This is a genomic window from Pseudomonas sp. B20, assembly GCF_020515755.1.
Lineage (GTDB): Bacteria > Pseudomonadota > Gammaproteobacteria > Pseudomonadales > Pseudomonadaceae > Aquipseudomonas > Aquipseudomonas syringae.
Map to the genome: position 1 here is coordinate 147,306 of NZ_JAHPJG010000007.1, position 14,422 is coordinate 161,727.

General features: G+C 60.4%; 15 protein-coding genes. 9 read left to right on the forward strand and 6 right to left on the reverse strand.

Features of this window, described 5'->3' with window-relative positions:
- Positions 1 to 6 precede the first annotated feature (6 nt).
- From phrB to LIX91_RS10090, 8 genes are read left to right on the forward strand one after another with little or no spacing between them, the layout of a single operon-like run.
- Positions 7 to 1,455: a deoxyribodipyrimidine photo-lyase gene (phrB, locus tag LIX91_RS10055; protein WP_226488424.1), complete on the forward strand. Its 1,449-nt coding sequence runs from the start codon at positions 7 to 9 to the stop codon at positions 1,453 to 1,455.
- On the forward strand, positions 1,448 to 1,870 hold the full coding sequence (locus tag LIX91_RS10060; protein WP_003408652.1) for a nuclear transport factor 2 family protein: 423 nt from the start codon (positions 1,448 to 1,450) through the stop codon (positions 1,868 to 1,870). The genes phrB and LIX91_RS10060 overlap by 8 nt, the downstream gene beginning before the upstream one ends.
- On the forward strand, positions 1,867 to 2,655 hold the full coding sequence (locus LIX91_RS10065) for an SDR family NAD(P)-dependent oxidoreductase (protein ID WP_003408650.1): 789 nt from the start codon (positions 1,867 to 1,869) through the stop codon (positions 2,653 to 2,655). Before LIX91_RS10060 ends, LIX91_RS10065 begins: the two co-directional genes overlap by 4 nt.
- Positions 2,652 to 3,899: an NAD(P)/FAD-dependent oxidoreductase gene (locus LIX91_RS10070; protein WP_044311960.1), complete on the forward strand. Its 1,248-nt coding sequence runs from the start codon at positions 2,652 to 2,654 to the stop codon at positions 3,897 to 3,899. Before LIX91_RS10065 ends, LIX91_RS10070 begins: the two co-directional genes overlap by 4 nt.
- A complete protein-coding gene (locus LIX91_RS10075; RefSeq protein WP_003415048.1) occupies positions 3,896 to 4,696 on the forward strand; it encodes a DUF1365 domain-containing protein in 801 nt (266 codons plus the stop codon). Before LIX91_RS10070 ends, LIX91_RS10075 begins: the two co-directional genes overlap by 4 nt.
- Positions 4,683 to 5,951, forward strand: a complete 1,269-nt coding sequence (locus LIX91_RS10080; protein WP_003421694.1) for an SAM-dependent methyltransferase — start codon at positions 4,683 to 4,685, stop codon at positions 5,949 to 5,951. The genes LIX91_RS10075 and LIX91_RS10080 overlap by 14 nt, the downstream gene beginning before the upstream one ends.
- Positions 5,944 to 6,453, forward strand: a complete 510-nt coding sequence (locus LIX91_RS10085) for a DUF2878 domain-containing protein (RefSeq protein ID WP_003318232.1) — start codon at positions 5,944 to 5,946, stop codon at positions 6,451 to 6,453. The genes LIX91_RS10080 and LIX91_RS10085 overlap by 8 nt, the downstream gene beginning before the upstream one ends.
- Positions 6,408 to 6,767: a YkgJ family cysteine cluster protein gene (locus LIX91_RS10090; protein WP_044309893.1), complete on the forward strand. Its 360-nt coding sequence runs from the start codon at positions 6,408 to 6,410 to the stop codon at positions 6,765 to 6,767. Before LIX91_RS10085 ends, LIX91_RS10090 begins: the two co-directional genes overlap by 46 nt.
- A 301-nt stretch (positions 6,768 to 7,068) precedes the next feature.
- Here the strand turns inward: LIX91_RS10090 and LIX91_RS10095 are convergent, their stop codons facing one another.
- The 6 genes from LIX91_RS10095 to hemA all read right to left on the reverse strand — a co-directional run bounded on the left by LIX91_RS10095 (position 7,069) and on the right by hemA (position 12,468).
- Positions 7,069 to 7,587 (reverse strand): acyloxyacyl hydrolase, encoded by a 519-nt coding sequence (locus LIX91_RS10095; RefSeq protein WP_002552154.1) that lies wholly within the window; start codon positions 7,585 to 7,587, stop codon positions 7,069 to 7,071.
- A gap of 118 nt (positions 7,588 to 7,705) precedes the next feature.
- Positions 7,706 to 8,521 carry a glutamate racemase gene (gene murI, locus LIX91_RS10100; RefSeq protein WP_226488425.1) on the reverse strand — a complete coding sequence of 272 codons (816 nt, stop codon included), beginning with the start codon at positions 8,519 to 8,521 and terminating at the stop codon, positions 7,706 to 7,708.
- Positions 8,514 to 9,284, reverse strand: a complete 771-nt coding sequence (locus LIX91_RS10105; RefSeq protein ID WP_226488426.1) for a molybdopterin-synthase adenylyltransferase MoeB — start codon at positions 9,282 to 9,284, stop codon at positions 8,514 to 8,516. Before LIX91_RS10105 ends, murI begins: the two co-directional genes overlap by 8 nt.
- Positions 9,278 to 10,111: a peptide chain release factor N(5)-glutamine methyltransferase gene (gene prmC, locus LIX91_RS10110; protein ID WP_201419416.1), complete on the reverse strand. Its 834-nt coding sequence runs from the start codon at positions 10,109 to 10,111 to the stop codon at positions 9,278 to 9,280. The genes LIX91_RS10105 and prmC overlap by 7 nt, the downstream gene beginning before the upstream one ends.
- Positions 10,112 to 11,194 (reverse strand): peptide chain release factor 1, encoded by a 1,083-nt coding sequence (gene prfA / locus LIX91_RS10115; protein WP_003317120.1) that lies wholly within the window; start codon positions 11,192 to 11,194, stop codon positions 10,112 to 10,114.
- The gene (gene hemA / locus LIX91_RS10120; RefSeq protein ID WP_226488427.1) at positions 11,191 to 12,468 is read right to left on the reverse strand and encodes a glutamyl-tRNA reductase; all 1,278 of its coding nucleotides are present in this window, start codon (positions 12,466 to 12,468) and stop codon (positions 11,191 to 11,193) included. The genes prfA and hemA overlap by 4 nt, the downstream gene beginning before the upstream one ends.
- 226 nt (positions 12,469 to 12,694) lie before the next feature.
- Between hemA and LIX91_RS10125 the strand changes: the two genes are divergently transcribed.
- A complete protein-coding gene (locus LIX91_RS10125) occupies positions 12,695 to 14,422 on the forward strand; it encodes a tetratricopeptide repeat protein (protein ID WP_080052472.1) in 1,728 nt (575 codons plus the stop codon).

Sequence of the window (14,422 nt, forward strand, 5' to 3'; positions counted from 1 at the left end):
CTTCTCATGCAACTGATCTGGCTGCGCAGTGACCTGCGCGCTCAAGACAACACTGCCCTGACCGCCGCCATGGAGCGCGGTCCGACGCTGGCGGTCTACCTGCTCAGTCCTGCGCAGTGGCGCAGCCATGACGATGCCGACTGCAAGGTCGACTTCTGGCTGCGCAATCTGGTCGAGCTCGAGAAGGTGCTGGGCGCGTTGAATGTTCCCTTGCTGATCCGCGAGGCGGACAGCTGGGACCAGGCGCCTGAAGTGCTGGCAAAGCTGTGCACACAGTTCAAGGTCGCGGGCCTGCACGTCAATCAGGAATACGGCATCAACGAGACCCGCCGTGACCAGGCGGTGCACAAGGCGATGGAAAAAGCCGGTGTGCACTTCAACAGCTACCTCGATCAGCTGTTATTCAAGCCCGGCAGCATCCTGACCAAGACCGGCAATTATTTTCAGGTATTCACCCAGTTCAAGAAGGTCTGCTATACCCGACTGCACGAGGCCATGCCGCACCCGGTGCGCACCCCGAAAGCGCAGCCGGCACAGTCGATAAAAAGCGATGCGGTTCCCGATCAGGTCAAGGGCTTTGCCACGCCCTCGAAAGCGTTGCGTGACCTGTGGCCGGCCGGTGAGGCGGAAGCCAGACGGCGCATGGACGCCTTCGCCGACGAGCAGATCAGCTACTACAAGACCGAACGCGACTTTCCGGCCAAGCCCGGCACCAGCCAGCTGTCGGCCTACCTGGCGGCCGGGGTGATTTCGCCGCGCCAGTGCCTGCACGCGGCCCTGGCCAGCAACCAGGGCGAGTTCGAGACCGGCGATGTCGGCACCGTGACCTGGATCAACGAGCTATTATGGCGAGAGTTCTATAAACACACGCTGGTCGGCTACCCGCGCGTCTCGCGTCATCGCGCCTTTCGCCCGGAAACAGAAGCGTTGAAATGGCGCGATGCCCCTGAAGAACTGCGCGCCTGGCAAGAGGCACGTACCGGGCTGCCGATCATTGACGCAGCGATGCGCCAGTTGCTGGAAACCGGATGGATGCACAATCGGCTAAGGATGGTCGTCGCGATGTTTCTCACCAAAAATCTTTTGATCGACTGGCGTGAGGGCGAGCGCTTTTTCATGCGCCACCTGATCGACGGTGATCTGGCGTCGAACAATGGCGGCTGGCAGTGGAGTTCATCCACCGGCACCGATTCGGCGCCCTATTTCCGTATTTTCAATCCGCTGTCGCAGTCGGAACGCTTCGACCCGGAAGGCGTGTTCATCAAACGCTGGCTGCCGGAACTGGCGGATATGAATAAAAAGCAGATTCACGACCCGTCATTGATCGGTGACCTGTTTGGCGCTGCCGACTACCCGAAACCCATCGTCGACCTGAGCAAGAGCCGCGCCCGCGCCCTGGCAGCGTTCAAGGCGCTCCCGGCTCGACAGCCGGCCGCAGGAGTCGAACATGGCTGATTTCCTGCATCGCTTCGCCGAAGGTTTTGCCGCACTGAACAAGGACAACCTTGATCAGGTTGCCGAGCTGTACAGCGAAGACGTGTCGTTCAGCGATCCGATGCACGATATCCATGGCCTGGCCGCCATGCGCCGCTATTTCGGCGAGCTATACGCCAACGTCGAGGACCTGCGTTTCGACTTCCACGCCTTCGACGAAGTGCGCCCCGGCGAGGGCTATCTGGTCTGGACCATGAGTTATTCGCATCCACGTCTGGCCGCCGGCCGGACAATTCAGGTAGAAGGCTGTTCGCACCTGAAGTGGCGCGACAAGGTTTATCGACACCGGGACTACTTCGATGCCGGTGCATTGCTCTACGAACATCTGCCCATCATGGGTCGAGTCATCCATTGGTTGAAGAAGAGGTTGGGATGAGCACTCCTGTTGCACGACGCATCTGGTTGACCGGAGCAAGCAGCGGCATTGGCCTGGCGCTGGCCAAAGAACTGCTCAACGCCGGTCATCGGCTCGCGCTGACCGCCCGCACGCTTGAGCCATTACAGAACCTTGCGAAGGTTTATCCCACGCAGGTGCTGCTGGTGACCGGTGACATCACCGACCCCGAGCAAGTCAAGGCGATTGCCGACGACATCGCCCAGCAATGGGGAGCCCTGGATACCGCCATCTTCAACGCGGGCACCTGCGAATACATCGATGCCCGGCAGTTTGAAGCGGCCATGGTCGAACGCGTGGTGCGTACCAACCTGCTGGCCAGCAGTTACTGCATCGAGCACGCGTTGCCGCTGCTGCGCAAAGGTCATCAGCCGCACCTGGTCGGCGTGGCCAGTGCAGTGACCTACCTGGCCCTGCCCCGCGCCGAAGCCTACGGCGCGTCGAAGGCCGGCCTGCGTTATCTGCTCGAAGCGCTGCGCCTGGACCTGGCCAGCGAAAACATCGACGTGACGGTGGTCAGCCCCGGATTCGTCGACACGCCGCTGACGCAGAAAAACGATTTCCCCATGCCGATGCGCTGGCCTGTCGAAAAGGCAGCCAAGCACATCGCCAGCAAACTCGGGCGCAACAAACGCCCACTGGATATCGCCTTTCCGGCACTGTTCATCTTCAGCATGAGCTTACTGGCCCTGCTTCCGGCACGCGCCCGACTCGCCCTCGGTAAACGCATGGCGCGCAGCGAATCGTCGAATAAGGACGCGCAATGAAGATCGCAGTCATTGGCAGCGGGATTTCTGGCCTGACCAGTGCCTACCTGCTCAACCGCGCGCATGAGGTGACCGTGTTCGAGTCTTCGGACTGGATCGGCGGGCACACTCACACGGTGGACGTGCAGGTCGAAGGCCGCGCCTACGCCATTGACACCGGTTTCATTGTCTTCAACGACTGGACCTACCCCAATTTCATTCGCCTGCTAGGCCAGCTGGGTGTCGGCTTCCAGCCTGCGGAAATGAGCTTTTCGGTGCATGATCCGCGCACTGGCGTGGAATATAACGGCAACAACCTCAACAGCCTTTTCGCCCAGCGCAGCAATCTGCTGTCGCCACGGTTCTGGGGCATGCTGCGCGATATCCTGCGTTTCAATCGCCAATCGGTCGATGATCTGGAAAACCAGCGCATCGCGGCGGACACCACGCTGGGTGAATACCTGAAGACCGGCGGTTATGGCCAGCGCTTCATCGATCATTACATCGTGCCCATGGGCGCGGCGATCTGGTCGATGTCGCTGGCCGACATGCTCGGCTTCCCGTTGCAGTTCTTCGTGCGTTTTTTCAAGAATCACGGCCTGCTGTCGGTCACCCACCGCCCGCAATGGTGCGTGATTCAGGGCGGCTCCCGCAGTTATGTGGAACCGCTGACAGCCTCGTTCCGCGAGCGCATTCGTCTGTCGTGCCCGGTCACACGTGTCGAGCGTGACAGCGAAGGTGTGACGCTGCACAGCACCATGGGCAGCGAACGTTTCGACAAGGTGGTGTTTGCCTGTCACAGCGATCAGGCCCTGGCCCTGTTGGCGCAGCCATCGAGTGCCGAACAGTCGATTCTCGGCGCGCTGCGCTATGCCGAAAACGATGTGGTGCTGCACACCGACACGCGACTGCTGCCCAAGCGCAAACTGGCCTGGGCGAGCTGGAACTATCGCCTGGGCGGCGGCGAACAGCAGTCGGCCGCCGTCACCTATGACATGAACATTCTGCAAGGGATCGAGAGCGACACGACGTTCTGCGTCAGCCTCAACCAGACTGCGGCCATCGACCCGGCCAAAATCCTCGGCCGCTACCGCTACGCCCATCCGCAATACAGCCTCGATGCGATCGCTGCACAGGCGCGCTGGGAGGAAATCAATGGTGTGGATAACACCTGGTACTGCGGCGCCTACTGGGCCAACGGTTTTCACGAGGACGGCGTGGTCAGCGGCTTGCGTGTCGCCCAGGCCTTTGGTGAAACACTGTGAACAGCGCCCTTTACAGTGGCTGGATCAGCCACCGGCGGTTTGCACCGCGCGCCCATGAGTTCACCTATCGGATAGGCCTGCTCTATCTGGATCTGGATGAACAGGACAGCGTGCTGGGGCTCTCCCCACTGGCAGGTCGGGGGCGTTTTGCGCCGTTCTCGTTTCGTGAGCGCGATTATCTGCCAGAGCTGACCGGGCAAGGACTGACGCTCATCGAGGCGGTCCGCGAGCGGGTCGGCAAAGCGTTGGGCCGCATCCCGTCGGGTCGCGTCTGCCTGCTGACCCAGGCACGCAGTTGGGGCCTGTCGTTCAACCCGGTGAGTTTTTTCTACTGCCATGAGGCCGACGGCACACTGGCCGGCATTCTGTGTGAAGTCACCAATACCCCGTGGGGCGAGCGCTACAGCTACGTGCTGCCCGCCACCGGCGAAGGCCATCAGCATTTTGCCGTGGCCAAGGCCTTTCATGTTTCACCGTTCCTGCCACGTGATCTCGAATACCGCATGAGCTTCAGCCAGCCCGCCGAACGGATCGGTGTACACATGGCTGACTGGCAAGGCGAGCTGAAGATGTTCGACGCCACGCTCAATCTGACCCGCCAGAATCTGAACCGCAAGACGCTGCATCGCTATCTGATCGCTTATCCATGGATGACCGCGAAAACCTGTCTGGCCATTTATTGGCAGGCCATGCGCCTGTTGGTCAAACGCATACCCATCTTTTCCCATCAAGCCGCTGACGGCGAGTACCGTGCTGCCGCCGCGCAATCCAAGGACTCACTCCATGAAAAGCAGTAGCAGTAGTTTTTCTGCCAATCTGGGCACCAATGGTTTGACTGCCAACCTCCTGCGCCGAGGTGTGCTGCGGCAACTCGCAGGACTGCGCAACGGCCAGTTGGTGATTGTCGAACGGGGTGAGCGCCATGTGTTCGGCAAGAACGGCGCGCTGATTCAGGCTGAAATCCATATTCTGGACTCGGCAGCCTGGGGCATGGTCGCCAGCAACGGTTCCATCGGTGCGGGCGAGGCCTTCATTCATGGCTACTGGACGACTCCAGACCTGACGGCGGTGGTCCGGGTGTTTGTCAGCAATCTGGATGTACTGGATGCGATGGAGGGCGGAATGGCGCGCCTGACCCGCCCGCTGATTCATGCGCTGCACTGGCTCAACCGCAACACGCGCGAAGGCTCGCAGAAAAACATCGCGGCCCACTACGACCTGGGCAACACGTTGTTCGAGCAGTTTCTCGACCCGACGATGATGTACTCAGCTGCGCAGTTCCTCAGCGAAGACGACACGCTGGAGCAGGCGCAATTGAACAAGCTCGAGCGCATCTGTCAGAAACTCGCCCTGAAACCCACCGATCACCTGCTGGAAATCGGCACCGGCTGGGGCAGCATGGCTATTTACGCTGCGCAGCACTACGGCTGCCAGGTGACCACCACAACCCTGTCCAAGGAACAGTTCGCCTACACCGAGCGACGGTTGATCGAACTGGGCCTGCAGGATCGCGTGACGTTGCTGCTGACCGACTACCGGGACCTGACCGGTGAGTACGACAAGCTGGTGTCCATCGAGATGATCGAAGCGGTCGGCCATCGCTTTCTGCCCACCTACTTCAAGCAATGCGCGAACCTGCTGAAAAGCAACGGCATGATGCTGCTGCAGGCAATCACCATCCGCGAGCAGCGTTACGCACAGGCCAAAAGCAATGTGGACTTCATCCAGCGTTACATTTTTCCCGGTGGCGCGCTGCCCTCGGTGGCGAAGATGCTCGACATCGTCGGCAGCGATACCGACATGAACCTGCTGCACATGGAAGATTTCGGCTTGCACTACGCGCGCACCCTGCGCCTGTGGCACGACAACTTCAAAGACGCTCACGGCAAACTCGCCGAACTGGGTTACGACGAGCATTTCCTGCGCCTGTGGGAGTTTTACCTGTGTTACTGCGAAGGCGGCTTCCTGGAGCGGACCATTGGCACCGCACAACTGCTGCTCGCCAAACCCGAAGCGCTGCGCGAACCCTTGCTTGGCCGCTTCAATGCTTAAATCCATCGCCAATGCGCTGTTGTTTCAGATCGGCTGGTTCGCCTGTGTACTGGGCGGCAACAGTTTCTGGCTGCTGATCGCTGTCGGCGTTCTGGCGGTGCATTTTCTGTGGATCAGCTCATGGGCAGCCGAAGGCCGGCTGATTCTGACCGTGACCTTGATCGGTATCGTGCTGGACAGTGCCTTGATGACACTCGGCGTTTTTGATTTCGGCACGGGCGGCTATCTCTTGCCGCTGTGGCTGGCACTGTTGTGGGCGGTGCTGGGCACCACGCTCAATCATTGCCTGGCCTGGACAGCGAAGCCGCTATGGCGCGCAGTCGTGCTGGGCGCTATTGGCGGTCCGATGTCGTACTATGCCGGCTCGCAATTGGCACAGGTCCACCTTCCCCTCGGAGTGTGGCCAGGCATGCTGGTGCTGGGCCTGGTCTGGGCGGGTGTATTTCCCCTGCTGCAATGGCTGGCAGCCCGCGCCGCCAGACACTCGGGAGAACCGCTCTGAACGCTACACTCATTCCGCTCGCAGAGATCCACGGCGAAGAACCGGCAGTCACGTGTTCGACCTGCGCAGCCTGCTGCTGCCAACTGGAAGTGATGCTGATCACCGACACGGGCGTGCCTGAGCGTTATATCGATACCGATGAGTGGGGTGGCGAGGTCATGTTGCGTCTGGATGACGGCTGGTGCGCTGCGCTGGATCGCAACACGATGATGTGCACGATCTACGAGAAACGCCCGTTGATCTGTCGTGAATTCGAAGCGGGTGCGGAAGATTGCCTGAACGAACGCAAAGGGATTGCGACGGCTTATCTTTGATTCATCACTATCGTCCCCACGCGCTGTGCTAAGCGTTATACACAAATCTGTTCTTGATTCTGGCCGAAGGCCGTAGGAGCGGACCGGGCGACGCTTCGCTTGTTCGCGAAGGCGTCAGTTCAGGCGAAGTATTTTCGGTGAATATACCGGCCCTTTCGCGAACAAGTTCGCTCCTACGCCCTGCGGGCAGAAGCCTGAAAGCGCCGTCACCCGGGCTCTTCTGCAGGGGGGGATGGTCCGGAGCGGAGCGTCACGAAATGCATGCCAACGCGGGGCGCTGGCATGAGAGGCAGCTGTTTTATCAGAACGGCATCTTGTAATGCAAAGCGTAGCTTTCTATACCGTCGTTCGGCTCTTTGATGCCGGCGTTGGAGTAGTGGGTCGCACGGATACCGACTTCATGCCCGCCCGCGAAGCGCAGACCAAAACCGATACGGTCTTCGAAGTTGAAGGCAGAACCGAACTTGCGGTCTTCAACCTGAGTGTTCGAAAACACCGAGACGCCGATACCGGCTTCTACGTATGGCTTGACGTTGCCGTTGCCGAATTCGTAGACCAGAACCGGGGAGAACGACAGGCTGTGGTTATCCTTGTAGTCCTTGCCATCCCAGTAGGTGTAAGCGCCATCCCAGTAGCCGGTCAAACGACCGATGTCGCTTTGCAGCCAGGTTTTATCCCAATCAAACTGCACGCCCAGACGATAAGTCATGGTCGACTCGCCGGTCTGACCGACCGAAAACTCAACACCATCAGCCTGCGCGATTGAAGCTTGCCCTGCCAAAGCGGCCGCAATCACGGCCAGGCAAAAGAGTCTCTTCATGAGAAACGTCCTAAATATATTAAATTGTACGAAAAGTGTTGGAATTCATCAGCCGCTTTTATAGAAGCCGCGGAGGCGAAGTAAGTTCACCCCAAAAGCGCCTTTTTTCACGTTTTTTTTACAAACGGAAGCTTCTCACATCGCCGACGTTTTGCGACAAAAAAGGTAGGATTTTTCTGAAATTGTCCGGTATGTCACTAGACCAATACACAGTGTCTCGGGCGACACCACTGGCAAGCAGGCCGGACCGCGCCAAAAGACGCTGCAGCTGCCGCGCCACTGCGGCTCCGGTATCGATCAGGGTGACCGACTCCGGGAGCATTTCGCGCAGCAATGGCTTGAGGAACGGATAGTGCGTGCAGCCCAGAATGATCGTGTCACAGCGTGCTTCCAGTAAAGGCTCGACATAGTGCTGCAGCAACTGACGGATTTGCGGACTGACCAGGTCGCCGGTTTCGATCAGCTCGACCAGCCCGGGGCACGGCTGGGTCACGACCCGTACATCGTTGGCAAAACGGTCCAGCAAGGCCGCAAAGCGGGCGCTTTGTAGCGTTCCGGTGGTCGCCAGCACACCGACAACGCCGCTGCGGGTCGCCTCGGCAGCCGGTTTGACCGCTGGTTCCATGCCGACAATCGGCCAGTCCGGGTAGCGCTGACGTATATGTGACACACCTGCTGCCGTGGCCGTGTTGCAGGCGACGACCAGGGCCTTGGCACCCTGCTCGCGGAAAAACCCGGCAATCGTCAGGCACCGCTCGATGATAAATTCGGGAGTCTTTTCGCCGTAGGGAATGTGCCCGCAGTCCGCCAGATACAGCAGCGACTCGCTGGGCAACAACTGACGGATTTCATTGAGCACCGACAGACCACCGACCCCGGAATCGAAGATTCCGACTGGCGCATCGCTGCCATGGCTCATATGCACGTCACGCATGCTCGCCCTGCACGCTGGCCGGACCACAGACGCTGCACGCCGGGTCACGCTTGACCTTCAGTTCACGGAAACGCGTGCTCAAGGCGTCGATCAATAACAGCCGACCGACCATGGGCTCGCCGAAGCCGGCCAGCAGTTTCAACGCCTCCAGCGCCTGCAGGCTGCCAATCAGACCGACCAGCGGCCCGATGACACCGGCCTCGCTGCAGGTCAATTCGGCTTCGCTGCCATGCCCGTACAGACAATGGTAACAAGGGCTGTCCGCACGACGCGGATCGAACACCGACAACTGCCCTTCGAGCCGGATGGCTGCTCCGCTGACCAATGGCTTGCCGGCAGCGACACAGGCGGCATTGACCGCTTCGCGAGTGGCGAAATTATCCGAGCAATCCAGCACCAGATCGACAGCCTGTACCGCCGCGTCCAGTGAATCGGTATCCAGCGCTGCGCGATGAGCGACAAGGGTTATCTCGGGATTGATCGCGGTGAGCCGGACGATGGCCGAGTCTACCTTGGCCTGCCCGATGCTCTGAGTGTCGTGGATGATCTGGCGTTGCAGGTTGGTCAGGTCGACGTGATCGAAATCCGCCAGATGCAGTTCCCCGACCCCTGCGGCGGCCAGATACAGAGCCACCGGCGAGCCAAGCCCGCCGACGCCCACGATCAGCGCACGACTTTGCTTGAGTCGCAGCTGCCCGTCGATATCAACGTGTTGCAGCAGAATCTGGCGACTGTAGCGCAGCAGCTCCTGGTCACTCAGCACGGCTTGCATCCGAACGTGATGCGCTCATGCTCGCCCAGATCACGGCGCGTCTGAATACGCTCGAAGCCCTGGCGAATCAGCAGCTCACGCACCGCAGGGCCCTGATCGTAGCCGTGTTCCAGCAGCAGCCAGCCATCCGCATTGAGGTGTGCAGGCGCCTGTTCGATGATCGTGCGCAAGTCATCCAGCCCGTCGGAACCGGCCACCAGCGCACTGCTCGGCTCAAAACGCACGTCACCGGCCGACAGATGCGGATCTGCGTCGGAGATGTACGGCGGGTTGCTGATGATCAGGTCGAACTGTCGACCTTGCAGGCCACTGAACCAGTGACTTTCGAAGACTTCGGCGTTGTTCAGTTGCAAGCGCTGCCGATTGCGTTCGGCCAAGGCGACGGCCTCTGGCACACGGTCAACCGCAGTGACCTTCCATTGCTGGCGTTCGTTGGCCAGCGCCAGCGCAATCGCGCCAGTGCCGGTGCCGAGGTCAAGCACCTGAGCGTGTGCGAAGGCAGGCACCATTTCCAGCGCCGCCTCGACCAGCATTTCGGTCTCGGGGCGCGGGATCAACGTGTGCGGCGCGACTTCCAGGTCCAGCTTCCAGAAGCCCTGCTGGCCGAGGATGTAAGCGACCGGCTCGCCCTTGCGGCGGCGTTCCATGTAGCCAGCGAATGCCACTGCGGCTTCGGTGCTGACGATGCGCTCGGGCCAGGTGTGCAGAAAACTGCGCGGTTTGCCCAGCGCTGCCGCCAGCAGCAACTCGGCATCGAGCCGTGCGGTCGGTGAATCGGGAAGCTCGGCGCTTCTGAGTACACTTGCGATGATGGTCATTTACTCACCCAGTGCCGCAAGTTGATCAGCCTGATATTCAGCGAGTAGCGGCTCTATCACTGCATCGACTCCGCCCGCCAGAACTTCATCCAGCGAATACAAAGTCAGGTTCACGCGGTGATCCGTCACTCGCCCCTGAGGGAAGTTATACGTACGTATGCGCTCGGACCGATCGCCCGAGCCGACCAGCAGCTTGCGCTCGCTGGCAATGGCATTGGCCGCCGCGCTGGTCTGCTGATCATTCAGTTTGGCAGATAGCCACGACATTGCCCGGGCTCTGTTCTTGTGCTGCGAACGCTCTTCCTGGCACTCGACGACAATACCCGACGGCAAGTGGGTGATGCGGATCGCCGAGTCGGTTTTGTTGACGTGCTGACCACCGGCGCCCGAAGAGCGATAGGTGTCGACCCGCAGGTCGGCTGGGTTGATCTCGATCGCCTGCTGCTCGTCAGGCTCCGGCAACACCGCAACCGTACAGGCAGAGGTATGGATGCGGCCCTGGGATTCGGTCTCCGGAACACGCTGCACACGGTGCGCGCCGGACTCGAACTTCAGCTTGCCGTAGACGCTGTCACCCTCGACGCGCGCAATGACTTCCTTGTAGCCGCCATGCTCGCCTTCGTTTTCGGAAAGAATCTCGACCCGCCAGCCACGCCGCTCGGCGTAACGCGAATACATGCGGAACAGGTCGCCGGAGAAGATCGCCGCTTCGTCACCGCCGGTGCCCGCGCGGATTTCCAGAAACACGTTACGACCGTCATTCGGGTCCTTGGGCAACAGCATGCGCTGCAATTGCGCTTCCAGCTCGACCAGTTGCTGCTTGGTTTCGCGAACTTCCTCGACGGCCATTTCGCGCATGTCCGGATCACTGTCCTTGAGCAGCGCCTGTGCGCCCTCCAGATCACCCTGCACCCTGAGCAACTGCGCGTAGAGCGTGACGACCGGCTCCACTTCAGCGTATTCACGGGAATAGGCGCGAAAGCGTGTCTGATCGCTGATGACTTCCGCGTCGCCGAGCAGCGCGGTCAGTTCCTCGAAACGGTCGCTGAGCACATCCAGCTTATTGAGCAGTGAAGCTTTCATTGCGGGTTTTTATCCGTCGAGCCCTCACCGAGGGCAAATAGTTCCTGGGCCATGGCCAGCGCATCGACGCGACCTTCGGCAGACAGCTTCTTGAGCTGCACGCTGGGTGCATGCAACAATTTGTTGGTCAGGCCACGCGCCAGCTGGATCAGTACGTCCTCGGCATTGCTGCCGTTGGCCAGCATACGTTGCGCCTTGCTCAGCTCTTCGTCACGCAGCCGTTCGCTTTGCTGACGATAGGCGCGCAGCACGTCGACTGCGGCCAGTTCGCGCAGGCGCGACATGAAGTCCTCGGCACCCACGCTGACCAGTTGCTCGGCGGCCAGCGCCGCGCCCTGGCGGCTCTTGAGATTCTCTGCCACCACTTCATGCAGGTCATCGACGCTGTACAGGTAAACATCGTCCAGCTCGCCGACTTCAGGCTCGATATCCCGCGGTACGGCGATATCGACCATGAAAATCGGTTTGTGCTTGCGCAGCTTCAGCGCACTTTCCACGGCGCCCTTGCCCAGAATCGGCAACTGGCTGGCCGTCGAGCTGATCACGATGTCGCTGTTGACCAGTTCCGCCGGGATGTCCGACAGCAGCACCGCGTGCGCGCCGAACTCGGCGGCGAGCATGCTGGCACGTTCCAGCGTACGGTTGGCAACCACGATACGCTTGACGCCCAGATCATGCAGATGCCGGGCGACCAGCGTAATGGTCTCGCCTGCACCGATCAACAAGGCCTGGCTGCGTTGCAGGTCACTGAAAATCTGTTTCGCCAGGCTGACTGCGGCAAAGGCCACAGAGACCGGGTTTTCGCCGATGGCGGTGTCGGTACGCACCTGTTTGGCGGCGCTGAACGTCGCCTGGAACAGTCGACCGAGCAACGGCCCGACCGTACCGGCTTCGCGGGCAACCGCGTAGGCGGACTTCATCTGGCCGAGAATCTGCGGCTCGCCGAGCACCAGCGAATCGAGCCCCGAGGCGACACGCATCATGTGCCGCACGGCAGCGTCATCTTCGTGCACGTAAGCACTGGCGCGCAGTTCTTCAAGGCTGAGGTGATGATAATTGGCGAGCCAGGCAAGAATACTGTCCGCGCCGAGGTGCTCGTGTTCGATGTACAACTCGCTGCGGTTGCAGGTCGAAAGGATCGCAGCCTCGCGGCTTTCCGTCAGTTGGCAGAGCTGCTGCAATGCCTCGACCAGCTGTTCCGGGGTAAATGCCACACGCTCGCGAACGTCGACCGAGGCGGTCTTATGGTTGATACCGAGTGCAAGGAAGGCCATTCAGGGTCGCAGGTGGTGACGTGAAGCCGGTAATTGTCCTACTTCGATAAGCTCAGAACAACCACCACATATTATTGTCCCACTACAATCGCTCGTCGCAGACCGTGCTTTTGGGTCCGCGACACTGCAAACACACGCATTGCATCAGTTTTTCCGACGGCTGTGGGTTTTGCCAACAGCCTTGTGTCATGATGCTCCCACCGCAGGTAAGCCGCCCTTCTTATATATGAATAGATCCTCCGCGTTGTTCCTTGCTCTTGCCTTTCTAGGTGGCTGTCAGTCCATGACCCCCGCCTCGTCACAGCCTGTGCCCGCTCAAAAGGACGCCCCACCCGCGCCTGAAGCCAAGCCGCAGGTGTATGGCTCGTTCACTCAGGACACTCTGGTCAGCCTGTTGAGTGCGGAGCTGGCTGGCCAGCGCAACCGCTTCGACATCGCCCTGGACAACTACGTGACCCAGGCGATCAAGACTCAGGACCCGGGGGTCTCGGAGCGCGCTTATCAGATTGCCGAGTACATGGGTGCCGATCAGTCGGCGCTGGATACCGCACTGATCTGGGCGAGGAACGCGCCGGGCAATCTTGAAGCGCAGCGAGCCGCCGCCATCCAGCTGGCGCGCGCCGGGCGTTACGATGACTCCCTTGTGTACATGGAGAGGGTCCTGCAAGGCCAGGGCGACACGCACTTCGATTTTCTGGCCCTGTCGGCGGCCGAAACAGATCCGGACACCCGCAATGGTCTGCTCAAGAGCTTTGACCGACTGCTGGGCAAATACCCGAACAATGGCCAGCTGATTTTCGGCAAGGCGCTGTTGCTGCAGCAGAACGGCGATTCCGAACAATCGTTGAAACTGCTCGAAGACAACCCGCCCAAAGAAGGCGAAATCGCGCCGATCCTGCTCCACGCCCGTCTGCTGCAAAGCATGAACCGAGGCAAGGAAGCGGTGCCCCTGTTGGAAAAAAGCATCAAGAAATACCCTGACGACAAGCGCCTGCGCCTGACCTATGCGCGCATGCTCGTCGAGCAGAACCGTATGGAAGACGCCAAAGTGCAGTTTTCTGCGCTCTTGCAGCAGTATCCGGATGATGACGAGCTGCGCTTCTCGCTGGCGCTGGTGTGCCTTGAAGCCAAGGCCTGGGACGAAGCAGCGGGTTATCTGGAAGAGCTGATCGCCCGTGGCGCGCATGTCGATTCGGCGCACTTGAATCTGGGCCGCATCCACGAAGAGCGCGATGACCCGCAAAGCGCGCTCAACGAATACGCTCAGGTAGGCCCCGGCCCGGACTTCCTGGCGGCGCAATTGCGCCAGGCCGATATTCTAGTCAGCAACGGTAACGGTGCCGAAGCCGCCAAACGGCTGTCCGAAGCCCGCGCCGAAGAGCCCGATTATGCTGTGCAGTTGTACCTGATCGAAGCCGAAACACTGACCAGCAATGATCAACTGGATCGTGGCTGGCAGGTATTGAATCAGGCGCTCAAGCAATACCCGGACGACGCCAACCTGCTGTACACCCGCGCCATGCTGGCTGAGAAACGCAATGATCTGGCGCAGATGGAAAAAGACCTGCGGACCATCATCAAGCGCGAACCGGAAAACGCCATGGCGCTGAATGCGCTGGGCTACACGCTTTCCGATCGCACCACGCGTTATAGCGAAGCCCGCGAACTGATCGAAAAAGCCCACAAGATCAGCCCGGACGATCCGGCAGTGCTCGACAGCCTTGGCTGGGTGAACTACCGCCTGGGCAATCTGGACGATGCCGAGCGCTACCTGCGTCAGGCACTCGAGCGCTTCCCCGACCACGAAGTCGCTGCCCACCTGGGCGAAGTACTCTGGGCCAAGGGCGAGCAGCGCGAAGCCAAAAAAGTCTGGGCCAAGGCCCTGGAACAACAACCCGACAGCACCGTCCTGCGCAGCACACTGCGACGCTTGACCGGATCAGAGACCCTTTGA